Source organism: Arthrobacter sp. AFG7.2 (assembly GCF_002892835.1).
Taxonomy (GTDB): domain Bacteria; phylum Actinomycetota; class Actinomycetes; order Actinomycetales; family Micrococcaceae; genus Arthrobacter.
Genome location: NZ_PJMB01000004.1, coordinates 296,151 through 310,010 on the forward strand (window position 1 = coordinate 296,151; position 13,860 = coordinate 310,010).

Here is a 13,860-nt window from a genome sequence, read left to right on the forward strand (position 1 = left end):
TCCCGGCGCACACTGATGGCAGAACCATACGCCGGCCGTCTCTGCGGCCCCGCAACGAAGCGAGAACACCATGACCCGCAGGATCATTACTACCCAGGTGGCCATCATGGGCGCGGGCCCGGCCGGCCTGATGCTGTCCCACCTGCTGGCCAAAGCCGGCATCGACTCCACCGTCATCGAAGTCCGGAGCCACAAGGAAATCTCGGAAACGGTCCGCGCCGGCATCCTGGAGCACGGCACCGTCAACCTGCTAGTGGACAGCGGCGTTTCGGACCGGGTGCTGCGCGACGGCGACCGGCATGACGGCATCGAACTGCGGTTCAACGGGGAGAGCCACCGCGTGGACTTCAAGGATCTCGTCGGCGAATCAGTGTGGCTCTACCCCCAGACCGACGTGTTCCTGGACCTCGCCGCACGCAGGAAGACAGACGGCGGCGACGTCCGCTACAGCGTCACGGACACCTCGGTGCACGACCTCGAAGGCAAGCCCAAAATGTGGTTCACCGACGCCGACGGGGTTGAATTCGAAGTCCAGGCCGACTTCCTGGTGGGTGCAGACGGCTCCCGCAGCCACTGCCGCTTCCAGATCCCGGAAGCGAACCGCACGTGGTACTTCCACGAATACCCGTTCGCCTGGTTCGGAATCCTGGCCGAGGCCCCACGCAGCTCCAATGAGCTGATTTACGCCAACTCCGCCAGCGGTTTTGCCCTGATCAGCCAGCGCACCGAAACGGTCCAGCGCATGTACTTCCAGTGCGACCCCAAGGAAAAGGTTGCGGAGTGGGATGACGACCGGATCTGGGCCGAGTTCCGCAGCCGGGTCAACGGCAACGGCTTTGAGCTCAAGGAAGGGCCGGTCATCGACAAGATGGTCCTGCCGTTCCGCAGCTTCGTCCACACGCCCATGCGCCACGGCAACCTGTTCCTGGCCGGCGACGCCGCCCACACGGTCCCGCCTACCGGTGCCAAGGGCCTGAACCTGGCCATCCACGACGTCAAAATGCTCTTCGAGGGGCTGGACACCCACTACAACTCCGGCTCGGACCACCTGTTGGATTCCTTCAGTGTCCGCGCCCTCGAGCGGGTATGGAAGGCGCAGCAGTTCTCCTACTGGATGACCACCATGCTGCACACCCCGACGGAGGCAGACGACTTCTCCCGGGCCCGCCAGCTCGGCGAGCTGAACTCCGTCGTCTCCTCCAGGCACGGCATGGCATACCTTGCGGAGGCCTACACGGGCTGGCCGGGCCGGGCCTGACAGGGGAGGCGCGACGGCGGCGCTGGCGCGGGCTGAGGCGGCAGGCCGCCGTCGTGCCCGGCGGGGAAAGGCCCCTTAGGGCGCCAGCAGCCGCCGCACTGCTGCTGCGATGGCTGCAGGGTCGGGCTGTTCGTCCCGCCTGACCGTAAGCAGGTGGAGCAGGACGCCGTCGCCGTAGTCCGCGACGTCCCGGGCGCGGGCAGGCGCATCGGCAACGCCTAGGGCGGTGAGGGCCTGTTCCAGGCCGCCCACCAGCCGGAAATGCCCCGCCGTCACCGACTCGGGCCGGTCCAGCGAGAGCGTAAGCCGGGCGCGCGTGAGGCCGGCGTGCTGCCCGGCCAGGGCCAGGACCAAACTGGCAAGTTGGTCCGCCAGCTCCTCAATGTCCTGCGGCGGCCTGCCGGGTCCCTGGTCCTGCAGGAGCGCGGCGTCCAGCTCCAGCAGGCGGTCCAGCACTGCGTCCACGAGGGCGGCCCGGCTCCGGTAATAGTTCGACGTGGTCCCCTCGGGCAGCCGGGCCGCGGCATCCACGGCCCGGTGGGTGAGGCCCTTCATTCCTTGATCCGCCACCAGCCTCAGGGCAGCATCCATGAGTTCCATCCGGCGATCAGGCATGGGGCCAGTGTAATTGCCCCTTCCAATCCACTACAAAAGTAGTAAAGTTGCGCACATGGAAACCATCTCGATCATTGGCGGAGGCATCGCCGGCCTTGCGCTGGCCGCCTGCCTGGATTCGGCGCGCTTTGATGTGACGGTGTACGAGAAGCGGCCCGCCCTGCCCGCCGTGGGCAACGCGTTGGGGATGTGGCCGAACGCCCAGCGTGCCCTGGCGCGGCTGGGAATCCTTGCAGAGGCCCGGGCGGTCAGCCCGGTGATCGGCACCGGATCGGTCCGGAACGCCCAGGGAGAGCCCTGGGTCAGCGTCAGCGCGGGGCAAATGTTCGCCATTTCGCGGGTTGATCTGCTGCGGTTGCTGGACGGGGCTGTCCCGGGAACCGTCCGCCGGATCACCACGAATGTCCGGTCGCTCCCCGCCGACGGCAGCCTGGTGGTAGGTGCTGACGGCGTGCACAGCACCGTTCGCCGGGAGGTCTGGGGCGCCGCTACCCGTGCCCGACTCACCCCGTACCTCGCCCTCCGCGGGACCCTGCCTGCCCCGGTCAGTCCTGGCGACGTGGGCGAGTACTGGGGCCGTGGCGACCTGTTCGGCATGGCTGCCGCGCGGGGAGGGTCCTTCTGGTACGCCAGCTATCGGTCAGGGCTGGGTCCGTATGGAATTGACGCAGGGTCAGTGCTGGAGCAGGCCCGGGAGCGCTACGCCGCCCACGCGCCTGCCATCCGCCGAACGCTGGCCGCAGCTACTCCCGAAGCATGCCTCGTCCAACGGCTCTGGACGGTACCGAATCCAGGCTCCTACGTCCGCGGGCGGACCGTGCTCATCGGCGACGCCGCCCACGCCATGCTGCCCACCCTGGGGCGTGGCGCGTGCGAGTCACTGGTGGACGCCGCAGCACTGGCTGACCTTCTCAACACGCTGCCCGAACACCAGGCACTGCGGGCCTATGACCGTCAGCGGTGGCTGCGGACCCGCGTCCTGAGCCTGGCGTCCTCGGCGCTGGGCCGGGTGGCCCTTGCGGAAGGCGCCCAGCCGTTCCGCGACCGGCTCTTGAACCTGGGACGACGGCGGAACGGACGGGCCGCCGTCGTCAGCGGTTCTGCGGGGTAGTCAGCGGACAGGAGCCGCCGTCTGCGCGGCCTCTTCCCCGGCCAGTGGCGCTCCGGGAAGCCCGGGACCCGGGACAGGGGCTGCGGGCGGAACGGCCGGCAGCCGCTTCTTCTTCGACTTTCCCCTGCTGGAGCGCCCGTAGACGAGGTACATGGTCACCCCGGTGATGACCATCAGGAGCACGGTATAGACGAACGTGTTGGCGACGCCGTCCACGCCCTCTGCGCCGTCCGTGTTCGCCTTGATGACCAAACCCAGGGGCTGGACCAGGGGGTGGGCCAGGAAGATTGCGGTGTCGTAGTCGTCCAGCAGGCTGTTGAAGTTCAGTGCCGTGATGGCGGCGGCGGCCGGGAGCACCAGCGGCAGGAGAACCCTCCGGAACACATAGAGGGTCTTTGCGCCCATGATGGCCGCGGCTTCCTCCAGCGAGGAGTTAACCGAGGCGAAGGACGCCTTGAGCATGCGCAGCGTGAAGGGGATCTTCACTGTCACAAAGGCGATCAGCAGGATCACGGTGGTGCCGGTCAGGACTGCCCCGCCCACCAGCGGATTCGGGTGGTCGTAGCTGATGATGAGCCCCAAAGCCAGCAGCGCCGACGGCAGGATCCACGGAATATGGAGCAGGTATTCAAACACGGAGGCTACCCAGTTTTTGTACTTTTGCAGCAGCCGGGCCACAAACAGCAGGCCGCCCACGGCAATCACTGCAGCCAGCGCGCTGTACACCACGCTTACGATGAACGGCCGCAGCCCCGACGGCTGGGTCAGGACCCGTTGGTAGTTCTCGAGGGTCAGGCTGCCGAACGCAAGCTGGCCCGTCTGGATAGCGGCACCATCGGCAAACGAGTACAGCACGATCAGGACCACCGGCAGCGTGTACACGGCAAACAGCAGGTACGCCACGGCATGGACCACAGCGTTGGCCACCGGGCTGGTGATGTCCTGCTTTTGCAGTGCTGAGGAAACTTTGGACACCGAAAAGTAGGTGCCGCCCTTTTCGAGGCGGGACATCACGGCGAGCATCAGGATGGTGGCCAGGCCCAGGATCACGGCCAGCAGCGCCGCGAGGTCACGGGAGGTGGGGCTGTTGGTGAACGTCAGGATCATCGGGGTGATCGTCTGGAAATCCCGTCCGCCGAGCACCTGCGGCGCGCTCAGGGCCCCCAGTCCTGTCAGGAAGGACAGGATGGTGACGGCGAACAGGGTGGGCTTGAGCATGGGCAGCACGATCCGCCGCAGGATGGTCCAGGTGGAAGCCCCCAGGTTCCGGGCAGCTTCAATGGTCTGGTAGTCAATGCCTTTAAGGGCGTTGGCCACAAAGAGCATGTGGTTGGTGGTGGTGGCGAACGTCATGACCACCAGGACCGCGAAGAAGCCGGAGAACCAGCCGGGGTCCATGCCGGGAAACACCTTCACCATGAGCGACGTGACGATTCCTTTGTCCCCATAGATGAACTTGTAGCCGGCCGCCAGGACAATGCCGCCGTAAATAAAGGTGGAGGCGTAGCCGAGGAAGAGGATCCGGGAACCTTTGATCCGGAAGTAGTGCGTCACCAGGACAATGAAGACGCCCACCACGTTCACCGTGATGGACAGGGCGACGGCCAGCAGGAAGCTGTTGCCCAGCGCTTTCATGGCGCGCTGCGATGAGAACAGCTTTTCCGCCGCCCGCCCGGAGAAGCTGCCGTCCGGGAAGAAGGTCGCGATCAAAACGTTGATGTTGGGCCAGACCAGGAATGCCGCTATGAACCAGGTCAGGACGGCCCCAACGATCAGGACGAAGGGGGAGCGGACCATCCCCCGGACTCCGGTGCCGCTCATGGCAGGACTGCTGCCTGGTCCCGCTGCTGAAGGGCCGCCCCCGTATCGGGGTGGTACTGCAGGACGTGCGCAGGCTGGACGTAGACTGTGGTTTCCGTGCCCGGCTCGTGGTGGGTGCCGCCGTCTTCCTTTACCAGGAGGCGCAGGTGGGCACCGTGGCTGCGCACAACGTAGCGGCTGTGCAGGCCGTGATAGGTGCGGGACACCACCGTGCAGGGAAGTCCGACGGCGGGCCCTCCCTCCGGGGCAGGCGTCAGGGAGGCTTTTTCCACCCGGAGGTAGGACTTGGCGTCCGTGTCCAGCCCCGCCCCGGACAGCCGGTTCAACTCCGCCACGAATTCCGGCGTCAATTGTGAGCTGTCGCCGATGAAGTTGCACACGAACTCGGTGGCTGACCGGTCATAGATCTCCTGGGGTGTCCCTACCTGCTCCACCACCCCCTTGTTGAAGACGGCAACGCGGTCGCTCATAGCCAGGGCCTCATCCTGGTCATGGGTGACATACACGGTGGTGATTCCGAATTCGCTCTGCAGGTCCTTGAGCTGCTGCCGGAGCTGATGGCGCAGCTTGGCATCCAGGTTGGACAACGGCTCGTCCAGCAGGAGGATTTTGGGCCGCAGCACCAGCGCCCGGGCCACCGCCACGCGCTGTTGCTGCCCGCCGGACAGCTCTGCCACGTTTTTGGACAGCTGCTCATCGCTGAGTTCCACCCTGCGGGCGATGTCCCTGACCAGGTGGTCGCTGTCCGCCGGTTTCTCCTTCCGGACCCGGAGGCCGAAGGCGATGTTTTCCCACACGCTCATGCTGGGGAAGAGGGCGTAGTTCTGGAACACCATGCCCACCTGCCTCTTGTCGCTGGGCAGCCGGGTGACGTCCTTGCCATCAACCCGCACCGTACCTTTGGACGGCTGGATGAAGCCCGCCAGGGTGCGCAACGCCGTCGTTTTCCCGCAGCCGGACGGCCCCAGGAGGGTGAAGAACTCTCCCGGGCGCACGTCCAGGTCTAGGTTCGGGACGGCGGTGAAATCACCAAAGGAAACTTCGATGTTGTCCAAGCGGATCATGGCAAACCTGTCTGATGAAGCGAACAAGCGGTGGACGGGACGGCAGCGGGCAGGGTTACGTCATGTACTCAAGCTCGATCTTCTCCACCCACGCGCCCATGTTCTCCTGGACAAAATCCCAGTCAATGTCCTGCTGCTTGAGATCCGCGAAGAAGTCCACCACCTCGGGATTGGCCTGTGCTGCGGCGTCCTTGTTGACGGGCATCGAGTTGAACTGCTTGGCAAACGCGCCCTGGACCTCGGCGCTGCCGAACCAGTCAATGAACTTCTGTGCCTGCTCCTTCTTTTCGGTGCCCTTCACCAAGGCGATCTGTTCGACGGCCAGCGGAACGCCCACGGACGGAATCACGGTCTCCACGTTCACCTTGAAGGACTTTTCGCGTTCGGCGATGATCGAGGACGGCATCTGGCCCATGTCCACTTCGCCGGAAGCAATCCGCGCAAAGAGGTCGGTTTTGGCAACAGCGGGGCTGCCGTTCTGGAAGTACTGCTCCACCTGCTGCCAGCCTTCGTCCGAGACGCCCAGATCTCCGGAGTCATCTTGGTACCGGCTGAGGATTCCGGCGAACACCAGCTGCGCCGTGGCGGTACCCAGTCCGGTCACCCGCTCGTAGCGGTCCTTGAACTCGTCCTTGGTCCACAGGTCGGTCCAGTCCTGCGGAGCGGAGTCCTTGGAGATTTTGTCTGAGTTGTAGCCCAGCAGGATGGCCTGCTTGACCAGGGGCCAGTAGGTTTCGCCGTCGCCCAGTTCCTTGTCCACCTGGCCTGCCCACGCGGGCTCGTACGGCTCCAGCGCATCCTCGGCCTGGACCTGCGAGAAGTACATGTTGTTGAGGCCGAAAGCGACGTCGGCAATGGGGTTGTTCTTCTCGGCGATCAGCTTGTTGGTGGCATCCGCGCCGCCCGCACCCACGATTTCGATTGTGAAGCCGGCCTCGGCGGCCTTGGCTGTCCACCATTCTCCGCGGCCTTCACCGTTGGAGTTGGTGTAGACAACCAGGGTGTCCCCGGAGCCGCCTGCCGGAGCTGAAGAGGCCTCGCCCGAAGCGGCCGGAGGAGTGGACCCTCCGCCGCATCCGGCAAGAAGGGTGACGGCGACGGCGGCGGCAGCCAAAGTTTTCAATGTACGCACGATCTGGACTCATTTCTGGACAGGAATCGGAGCATGTCCGGCAAGCCTATCGCCGGGCATGCGTAATTCACGGCTGTTCTGCTATCGATTCGATAAACAGCCCGGCTGGTCAGTGTGGTCCAGTCCCAGGAACGGTCGGGGGCGTGCGGGTGAACGGGCGGTGAACGTCAGCTGTGGTGGGTCATGTACTTCAGGCGGTGCCTGCCTAGGCCATGGCGGTCTGGGCAGCGCTGCGTGCGTTGATGGTCTTCGCGTAGCAGTAGGAGTGAGCGACGCCGACGTACGGACCGAAGTTCGGAACTGCCTCGAAGCCCGAGTTCTCGTAGAAGTTCCTGCCGTCAGGCTGGGCCGACCCTGCTTCCGCCTTGACGCGCGTGTATCCGAGCCTGAAGGCCTCTGCCTCCAGGGCCGCCAGTATCGAACTGGCCACGCCTGAGCCGCGGGTGTAGGGGAGGACGTACAGCCGCTTGATCTCCGCCGTAGTGGCGTCGATGATCCGGAGGCCGCCGCAGCCCACGGGCTGGCCCGAGCCTTTGTCGTAGGCGACGAGGAACACGGCACAGTCAGCGCTCGACGGCGGCGGGCCGGGTTCATGGTCGGGGGTGCCAAAACGGGCATCGAGTTCGGACTGCTGGGCTCGCCGCAAGTCGGCACCGACAGGGTTGGACCACGGGACCTGCCGGATGTTCAAGCGCGGGTTGGTCTGCATGTCTGCCTCGATTCGCCGAAGGGATATGCAAACCTAGGCTAGGACTTGGCCGTTACGCTGGTGTTTCCTGCTGGTTATGGCCGGAATAACGCCCAGCACGCGAGCGGCAACAACTTACTTGGCCGTCTAGTTATTAGCTGGTCTAATATGATTTCATGCGCTCTACGGGTAATGAAGGCTCCGGCTATTGGTATGGTCCGGACGGTCAGCTGGACTACAGTGCGGCGGTATTAAAGTCTCTCCGGGATTATCGTGCCGCCGAAACGGCCGTGCGGCGGTCCACCCGCGACTCCATGGGCATGGGTGAAACTGACATCCTCGCGCTGCGCTTCCTGCTGCGCGGCCAGGCATCCGGCAAGTCAGTCGTCCCCAAGGACATCAGCCATTTTCTTGGGATAACCAGTGCTTCAACCACTTCCCTCATTGACAGGCTGGTGGCCAGCGGGCACGTCCGCCGCGAAGCCCACCCCACCGACAGGCGGTCGGTGATCGTCGTTCCCACTGTCGAGTCGGACAGGGAGGTTCGGGTAACCCTCGGGGCCATGCACCGCCAAATGATGGCTGTTGCCGAAAGCCTCACGGCTGACGAGGCCCGGGTGGTGGTGGAATTCCTCGAGCGGATGAGGGAGGCGCTCCAGCAGTCCCATCAGGACGAAAAAAAGTAACTAGGCTAGCTAGCTAGATCGACTAGTAATATGTATGCTTACGATCAACCCCGTAATCGTTTTCACAGCCGGAGTCGTGAGCATGTCCGTTACCTTTACCGAGCTTCTACCCAAGAGCCGCCTTGCCCACGGCCCGTCCTTCAATGGTCCGGGCCAACCGGCGGGTACAGCGGGTGCTGCCGTCCACTGTGGGTCCGCCATGGACCTGGTGACGCCGGCGGTGGGACCGTCAGGCGTGGGATACACGTTCGAGCCTGAGGAAAGCGGGCCGGTCGAGCTTCCGCCGGTGTGGCGATGCGGCTGCGGTTTCCAGCTGGACGCATGGATCCGTTCTCCCTACGCCCACTTTCAGGACCAATCTCCCGCCCCGGAAACTCCGCATTTCACGGCATTCGCCGCATGAGCGGCCCTGCCGCAGCAACTGTTCAGGGGCCCAGTCTCCCCGCTGGCAGGCCTCTGGTGGCCGGCCGCTACCAGCTAAAGGACCTGTTGGGCCGCGGCTCCCTGGCCCAGGTTTACCGTGCCAGTGACCTTCAGGGTGGACCCGATGTGGCCGTGAAAGTAGCGGTGGGTGATTCCCGGAAGCATTTCGAGAGAATCGACACTGAAGCCGCCGTTCTGGCAGGCCTGCAGCATCCGTCGATTGTCAGATTTTTCGGTCAGGGCGTGGTCCCTGCAGGCATGCCCCTCGCCGGCCGCCCGTTCCTTGTAGAGGAGCTGGCCCTCGGCCTGAGCCTTTCGGACGCTGCCCGGCGCAGCCGGTACCGGGCCGGCATCGTCGCGGGGTGGGCCCGGGGACTCTTCGAAGCCCTTGCCCACCTTCACGAACAGGGGCTGGTCCACCGCGATATCAAGCCGGCCAACCTGATGCTGAGCGGGTTGCGGCGGAGCCCGGTGCGCATTATTGATTTCGGTATCGTGGCGGCCGCCGGTGCAGCCCCGGAACCAGGGGTCTCCTCCGGAACCGTGCACTACATGAGCCCGGAACAGGCCTCAGGCGGCCCCACGTGTTATGCCTGGGACGTCTATGCAATGGGCCTGGTCCTGCTGGAACTCCTTACAGGAGCCAGGGCCTTTCCCGGGACGGCCATCGAGTCGCTTGTGGCCCGCACCCTGCGCAGTCCCGAGGTGCCGGACTGCCTGGGGCCCGGGTGGAGTTCATTCCTCCGGTCCCTCACTGCCATGGACAGCGCAGAACGGCCGACGGCGGCGGACGCAGCGGTCATGGCCGGGCGGCTCGTCCCCGCACCAGCCGAGGACATCAACAGCCCCTGCCGCAGAATGGCGGTTTTTCCCGCCCGCCGGATCCGGCAGCTGGCCTAAGCCCCGGCTACGTCCCGGCCGGTCGGGTCCTCGGCGGTTGGATCAGCAAGGGCAAGTCCGCCCACCGGGCTTCCATCCCAGTGGATGAGCCGCCATCCCCGGTCCGGATCGCCCTCCAGCGCCACAATGCCGGTATTCGCCAGGACGTGCCGTGCGGCGAAGTCATGGTCGGCGTCCTTTGCCCGGCGTCCCGCCCACGTACGGATCGCTGCGCCGTGGCTTACAACAGCCGCCGCCTCATGCTGCTGTCCCAGCGCCCGGTCCACAACCTGCTGGATGGCCCCGTCGAACCGGTCAAAGAAGCTATGGCCGTCCGGACCGGCAGGCATCCGCCGGTCCAGGTCGCCGGCTGCCCAGGAAAATACCGTTCCCATGTAGCGCTTGTGGGATTCCTCGTCCGTCAGTTTCTCCAGGGCGCCCGCTTCGATTTCATGCAGCCCGTCCAGGACCTCAACCTCCAGGCTGTGAACCTTGCCCAGCGGCGCGGCGGTGATCTGGGTCCTGATCAGGGTGGACGCGTACAGGGCGCCGATGGGCTCGTTGGCCAGCGAACGCGCCATGGCTTCGGCCTGCCGCTCGCCCAATTCGGTCAGGCCGGGCCCCGGGTGGTCCGTGTCCAATTGGCCGAGAACGTTACCGGGAGTCTGTCCGTGACGGATGAGCAGCAACTTCATGCTTCCAGTTTCGCACCCCCGGCAAGCCCGGGTGGCCCGCAACAAACGGTGCCGGGCTCCAACGAGCCCGGCACCGTCGTCGTGATGTAGTGCAGCCGCAACCGGCCGCCATGCCCGGCTGGAACTACTTAAGGTGGTCCACCAACTGCTCGGCGATGCCCGTGTACCTGCCCGGCGTCAGGGCGAGAAGCCTGGCCTCGGCGTCGGCGGACAGTCCGAGGCCTTGCACGAATTCCTGCATGCGGGCGGCGTCCACCCGCTGGCCTCGCGTGAGATCCTTGAGCCGCTCGTAAGGGTTCTCCATGCCTTCCACGCCCGCAATTGCCTCGGCACGCATGACCATCTGGATGGCCTCACCCAGCACTTCCCAGTTGGTGTCCAGATCCCGGGCAAGGACGTCCTCGGCCACGTCGAGGCGCTCCAGGCCTTTGGCGACGTTGGAGATTGCAAGCAGCGAGTGGCCGAACGCCACGCCGATGTTCCGCTGGCTTGAGGAGTCGGTGAGGTCCCGCTGCCAGCGGGATGTCACCAGGGTGGAGCCCAGGGTGTCCAGCAGCCCGTTGGAAATTTCCAGGTTGGCCTCGGCATTTTCGAAGCGGATCGGGTTTACCTTGTGCGGCATGGTGGAAGACCCGGTGGCTCCCGCTACCGGGATCTGTGCGAAGTAGCCGATGGAGATGTAGCTCCAGATGTCCGTGCAGACGTTGTGAAGGATGCGGTTGAAGCGCGCGACGTCGGCGTAGAGTTCTGCCTGCCAGTCGTGGCTTTCGATCTGCGTGGTCAGCGGATTCCAGGTGAGCCCCAGCGCCTCCACGAAGGATCTGGACACCTCCTGCCAGTCGGCGCCGGGAACGGAAGCAACGTGGGCGGCGTAGGTGCCCGTGGCGCCGTTGATCTTGCCCAGGTACTCGGTCCTGGCAATCCGGTCCAACTGGCGGGTGAGCCGGTGCGCGATGACGGCCAGTTCCTTGCCCAGCGTGGTGGGTGTGGCGGGCTGGCCGTGGGTGCGGGACAGCATGGGGACGGCACGGTTGGCTTCGGCCATCGTGCTGATCTGGGCCACCAGGGCGCGCGCTGCCGGAAGCCAGACGTCCTCCACGGCACCCTTGATTCCCAGTGCATAGGAGAGGTTGTTGATGTCCTCGGACGTGCAGCCGAAATGCACCATTGCCGTGAGGTTTTCGATCCCGACTGCGGGCAGGCGGCGACCGATGTAGTACTCCACCGCCTTGACGTCGTGGACGGTGACAGCTTCGATGTCCGCGAGCTCGGCCACGGAACCGGCGTCGAATTCGGTGACGATGGCCCGGAGCTGGTCCTGCTGTGCGGCGGTCAGAGGTCCGGCGCCGGGAAGGACATTGTTGGTGGTCAGGTGGATCAGCCATTCAACTTCCACCGCGACGCGGTCCCGGTTCAGCGCAGCCTCGGAGAGGTAGTCCACCAAGGGAGCGACGGCTGCCTGGTAACGGCCGTCCAGCGGGCCGAGCGCAATTTTTTCGGTAGACGCGGCGAGGGCCAGGCGTCCTGAGGGCGTACGGGTATCAGCTGTGGCGGCAGTTTCAGGCATGTGCTGATTCTTTCACGAACTCCCGCGGCCCCTTAAGCGGCACTCTTCACGTTACTTGTCCACATAGCCACGGCGTTCCTTTAGCCCGCACCCATCCTTTCGTAGCGTCATGGGAAGGGAAGGCGGCGACGGCAGCGTGCCGGCTGGGGCAATGAGGAAGGCGAGGGTGGCGGAATGGAAAGGGGCAACTGCGCGATGGGAGCGGGCATTGTGGCGGTGCGAAGTGAGCAGTGAAGTGGCGGGTGCAGACCTGGCGGCGGATATGCACCGTGCTTCCCAAGTGGATCAGCTGGCCTCGCGTGTTGCCGCCTGCCTGGTAAGCGGAGAGGAAATCCTGGCGGGGTTCAGGGACATCCAGCTGCTGCAGTGGGAATCCCCGGCCGGACGCGCCTACCGGGACACCGTGGCACTCCAGGCGGTGGCGCTGCGCCGGTGCCTTGTATCTCTTGCCGAAGCAAGGGTGGCCGTGGAACGGCATAGCCGGGAGACCCTGGTGGCTGACTGCTCCTACCCTGGCAGGCTCTAGATGGCCGAGATCACCCCGTCCGGCACCGGCGGGCCTATCAGGGTTTCCGGCCCCGCACAGGATGGCCCCCTCACAATCCGTGGCGGCGTGGGCGGCATCAGCTTTCAGCTGGAGGAGTTGGCTGCCGGCGCGGAAAAACTGGATGCCCTGGCAGGGCAGCTTTCCGGGACCGAAGTAGAAATCCGTCGCATCTGGCAAGACCTCATTCCTTTCCAAGACCTGCCCAGGTGGACCGGGACCATGGCCCTGAACGCAGTGGGTGAATCCGAGCGGACCCTCCGCGCGGTGCGGACCGAACTGCAGCACATCAGCAGCCAGGTCCGGAGGTGCCGGCAGGAGTACGAAATGGCGGAGGCGGTGGCTGCTGCCGAGCGGTTTATGGGGATGATGAGCATCGCGGATCTCGGCAATGCACTGAGGAACCTGTCCATTACAGGCGCCGCTGACGAGAAGACGATGGAGACCCTCGTCGCATCCCTGGGGCTGGACGCCTCCGGAGTGAAGAGGCGCATTGAAAAAGAACTTTGGCCGTGGGAGGTGCTGGATGATGCGGGCGCGCTCAATCGACCCCTGGTCGTCGCCCGCCAAGAAACGGTTTCCGTTGACCTCGATTCCACTCCGGCTGGCCTGCTGGAGCGTATCCGGCTCATCGATGCCAGAGGTCCGGGATTTATCGAGGTCATCCAGGTCCAGGATGGAGGCGAAAAAGCCTTTGTGGTGGTGATTCCGGGCACGCAGCCGGAGTTCCTGGACGCCGGCGGCGATAACCCTCTCGACGAAGCGGGGGTGGGTGAAGCACTGTTTTATGACTCTGAGGAAATGAACCTGGCGGTCCTGCAGGCGTTGGATGCTGCAGGCGCCGGGCAGGGAGACCCGGTGGTTGCCGTGGGATACAGCCAAGGTGGAATCCACGCCATGAACATGGCTGCCGATCCCAGCTTTCGCCGGCAATATGACCTGCGGTACGTCCTGACAGCGGGTTCCCCTGTCGCCGGAATTAACGCCGCGCCGGGGGTGCAGTCCCTTCACCTTGAGCACCGCGCAGACTGGGTGCCTGGCTCCGACGGTGCACCCAACCCGGACTTGAAGGAGCGTGTGACGGTGTCTATGGGCCACGCCCCGAGGGCAGTGGAAGGGGAGGGCGGCCTCGGCACCGGCCATGCCCTCACGACCTACCAGGACGGCGCCCGGCTCGTTTCAGCAAGCAGCGACCCCTCGCTGGTGCAATCCACTGCGGCCCTGGGAGCCGTGCTGGGCGCCGGCGGCACCGCAACGGCTACGCGGTTCTCCCTGTCCCGCAGCAAGGCGCCCACACCTCATCTCCATGCCCCGGACGTCCGCAGGACGGAGCGCGGACATGGGGGTCGATGACCTGGCTTGGCGCTGTCCCCGTCG

At 65.2% G+C, this 13,860-nt stretch carries 13 protein-coding genes; 6 read left to right on the plus strand and 7 right to left on the minus strand.

The genetic code is table 11. From position 1 onward, the window contains the following. Positions 1-70 precede the first annotated feature (70 nt). On the plus strand, positions 71-1,258 hold the full coding sequence (locus CXX84_RS09775) for a 4-hydroxybenzoate 3-monooxygenase (RefSeq protein ID WP_102976503.1): 1,188 nt from the start codon (positions 71-73) through the stop codon (positions 1,256-1,258). A gap of 75 nt (positions 1,259-1,333) precedes the next feature. Here the strand turns inward: CXX84_RS09775 and CXX84_RS09780 are convergent, their stop codons facing one another. After that, positions 1,334-1,873 carry a TetR/AcrR family transcriptional regulator gene (locus CXX84_RS09780; protein ID WP_102976504.1) on the minus strand — a complete coding sequence of 180 codons (540 nt, stop codon included), beginning with the start codon at positions 1,871-1,873 and terminating at the stop codon, positions 1,334-1,336. Positions 1,874-1,928: 55 nt separating this feature from the next. On the opposite strand from CXX84_RS09780, the gene CXX84_RS09785 reads away from it, so the two are divergent. Further along, positions 1,929-2,984 carry an FAD-dependent monooxygenase gene (locus tag CXX84_RS09785; protein ID WP_102976505.1) on the plus strand — a complete coding sequence of 352 codons (1,056 nt, stop codon included), beginning with the start codon at positions 1,929-1,931 and terminating at the stop codon, positions 2,982-2,984. Here the strand turns inward: CXX84_RS09785 and CXX84_RS09790 are convergent, their stop codons facing one another. The 4 genes from CXX84_RS09790 to CXX84_RS09805 form a co-directional block, all read right to left on the minus strand. After that, on the minus strand, positions 2,985-4,805 hold the full coding sequence (locus CXX84_RS09790; protein WP_102976506.1) for an ABC transporter permease: 1,821 nt from the start codon (positions 4,803-4,805) through the stop codon (positions 2,985-2,987). It abuts the gene before it with no gap. Beyond that, positions 4,802-5,869, minus strand: a complete 1,068-nt coding sequence (locus CXX84_RS09795) for an ABC transporter ATP-binding protein (protein ID WP_102976507.1) — start codon at positions 5,867-5,869, stop codon at positions 4,802-4,804. Before CXX84_RS09795 ends, CXX84_RS09790 begins: the two co-directional genes overlap by 4 nt. Positions 5,870-5,924: 55 nt before the next feature. Next, positions 5,925-7,001 carry an extracellular solute-binding protein gene (locus CXX84_RS09800; protein WP_102976508.1) on the minus strand — a complete coding sequence of 359 codons (1,077 nt, stop codon included), beginning with the start codon at positions 6,999-7,001 and terminating at the stop codon, positions 5,925-5,927. Between the two features lie 205 nt (positions 7,002-7,206). After that, entirely contained in the window at positions 7,207-7,710 is a 504-nt protein-coding gene (locus CXX84_RS09805) for a GNAT family N-acetyltransferase (protein WP_102976509.1), read from the minus strand. 155 nt (positions 7,711-7,865) lie between these two features. Here CXX84_RS09805 and CXX84_RS09810 point away from each other — a divergent pair, with 155 nt between their 5' ends. Beyond that, a complete protein-coding gene (locus CXX84_RS09810; RefSeq protein WP_102976510.1) occupies positions 7,866-8,375 on the plus strand; it encodes a MarR family winged helix-turn-helix transcriptional regulator in 510 nt (169 codons plus the stop codon). A gap of 399 nt (positions 8,376-8,774) precedes the next feature. Next, positions 8,775-9,698 carry a serine/threonine-protein kinase gene (locus CXX84_RS09820; protein ID WP_102976511.1) on the plus strand — a complete coding sequence of 308 codons (924 nt, stop codon included), beginning with the start codon at positions 8,775-8,777 and terminating at the stop codon, positions 9,696-9,698. On the opposite strand, the gene CXX84_RS09825 is transcribed toward CXX84_RS09820, so the two are convergent. Then, the gene (locus CXX84_RS09825; protein WP_102976512.1) at positions 9,695-10,372 is read right to left on the minus strand and encodes a histidine phosphatase family protein; all 678 of its coding nucleotides are present in this window, start codon (positions 10,370-10,372) and stop codon (positions 9,695-9,697) included. The two genes, CXX84_RS09820 and CXX84_RS09825, sit on opposite strands and share 4 nt — an antisense overlap. 124 nt (positions 10,373-10,496) lie before the next feature. Beyond that, positions 10,497-11,939 (minus strand): adenylosuccinate lyase, encoded by a 1,443-nt coding sequence (purB, locus tag CXX84_RS09830; protein WP_102976513.1) that lies wholly within the window; start codon positions 11,937-11,939, stop codon positions 10,497-10,499. A gap of 223 nt (positions 11,940-12,162) precedes the next feature. Between purB and CXX84_RS09835 the strand changes: the two genes are divergently transcribed. Both CXX84_RS09835 and CXX84_RS09840 read left to right on the plus strand, forming a co-directional pair. Then, complete coding sequence (locus CXX84_RS09835; protein ID WP_102976628.1) at positions 12,163-12,465, plus strand: hypothetical protein; 303 nt, start codon at positions 12,163-12,165, stop codon at positions 12,463-12,465. Continuing rightward, a complete protein-coding gene (locus tag CXX84_RS09840) occupies positions 12,466-13,836 on the plus strand; it encodes a hypothetical protein (RefSeq protein WP_102976514.1) in 1,371 nt (456 codons plus the stop codon). It abuts the gene before it with no gap. Positions 13,837-13,860 lie beyond the last annotated feature (24 nt).

What these genes read in the sequence shown, in the direction of transcription:
- CXX84_RS09775 (WP_102976503.1), top strand. Translation starts at nt 71, where the DNA reads ATGACCCGCAGGATCATTACTACCCAGGTGGCCATCATGGGCGCGGGC.
- CXX84_RS09780 (WP_102976504.1), bottom strand. Translation starts at nt 1,873, where the DNA reads ATGCCTGATCGCCGGATGGAACTCATGGATGCTGCCCTGAGGCTGGTG.
- CXX84_RS09785 (WP_102976505.1), top strand. Translation starts at nt 1,929, where the DNA reads ATGGAAACCATCTCGATCATTGGCGGAGGCATCGCCGGCCTTGCGCTG.
- CXX84_RS09790 (WP_102976506.1), bottom strand. Translation starts at nt 4,805, where the DNA reads ATGAGCGGCACCGGAGTCCGGGGGATGGTCCGCTCCCCCTTCGTCCTG.
- CXX84_RS09795 (WP_102976507.1), bottom strand. Translation starts at nt 5,869, where the DNA reads ATGATCCGCTTGGACAACATCGAAGTTTCCTTTGGTGATTTCACCGCC.
- CXX84_RS09805 (WP_102976509.1), bottom strand. Translation starts at nt 7,710, where the DNA reads ATGCAGACCAACCCGCGCTTGAACATCCGGCAGGTCCCGTGGTCCAAC.
- CXX84_RS09810 (WP_102976510.1), top strand. Translation starts at nt 7,866, where the DNA reads ATGCGCTCTACGGGTAATGAAGGCTCCGGCTATTGGTATGGTCCGGAC.
- CXX84_RS09820 (WP_102976511.1), top strand. Translation starts at nt 8,775, where the DNA reads ATGAGCGGCCCTGCCGCAGCAACTGTTCAGGGGCCCAGTCTCCCCGCT.
- CXX84_RS09825 (WP_102976512.1), bottom strand. Translation starts at nt 10,372, where the DNA reads ATGAAGTTGCTGCTCATCCGTCACGGACAGACTCCCGGTAACGTTCTC.
- purB (WP_102976513.1), bottom strand. Translation starts at nt 11,939, where the DNA reads ATGCCTGAAACTGCCGCCACAGCTGATACCCGTACGCCCTCAGGACGC.
- CXX84_RS09840 (WP_102976514.1), top strand. Translation starts at nt 12,466, where the DNA reads ATGGCCGAGATCACCCCGTCCGGCACCGGCGGGCCTATCAGGGTTTCC.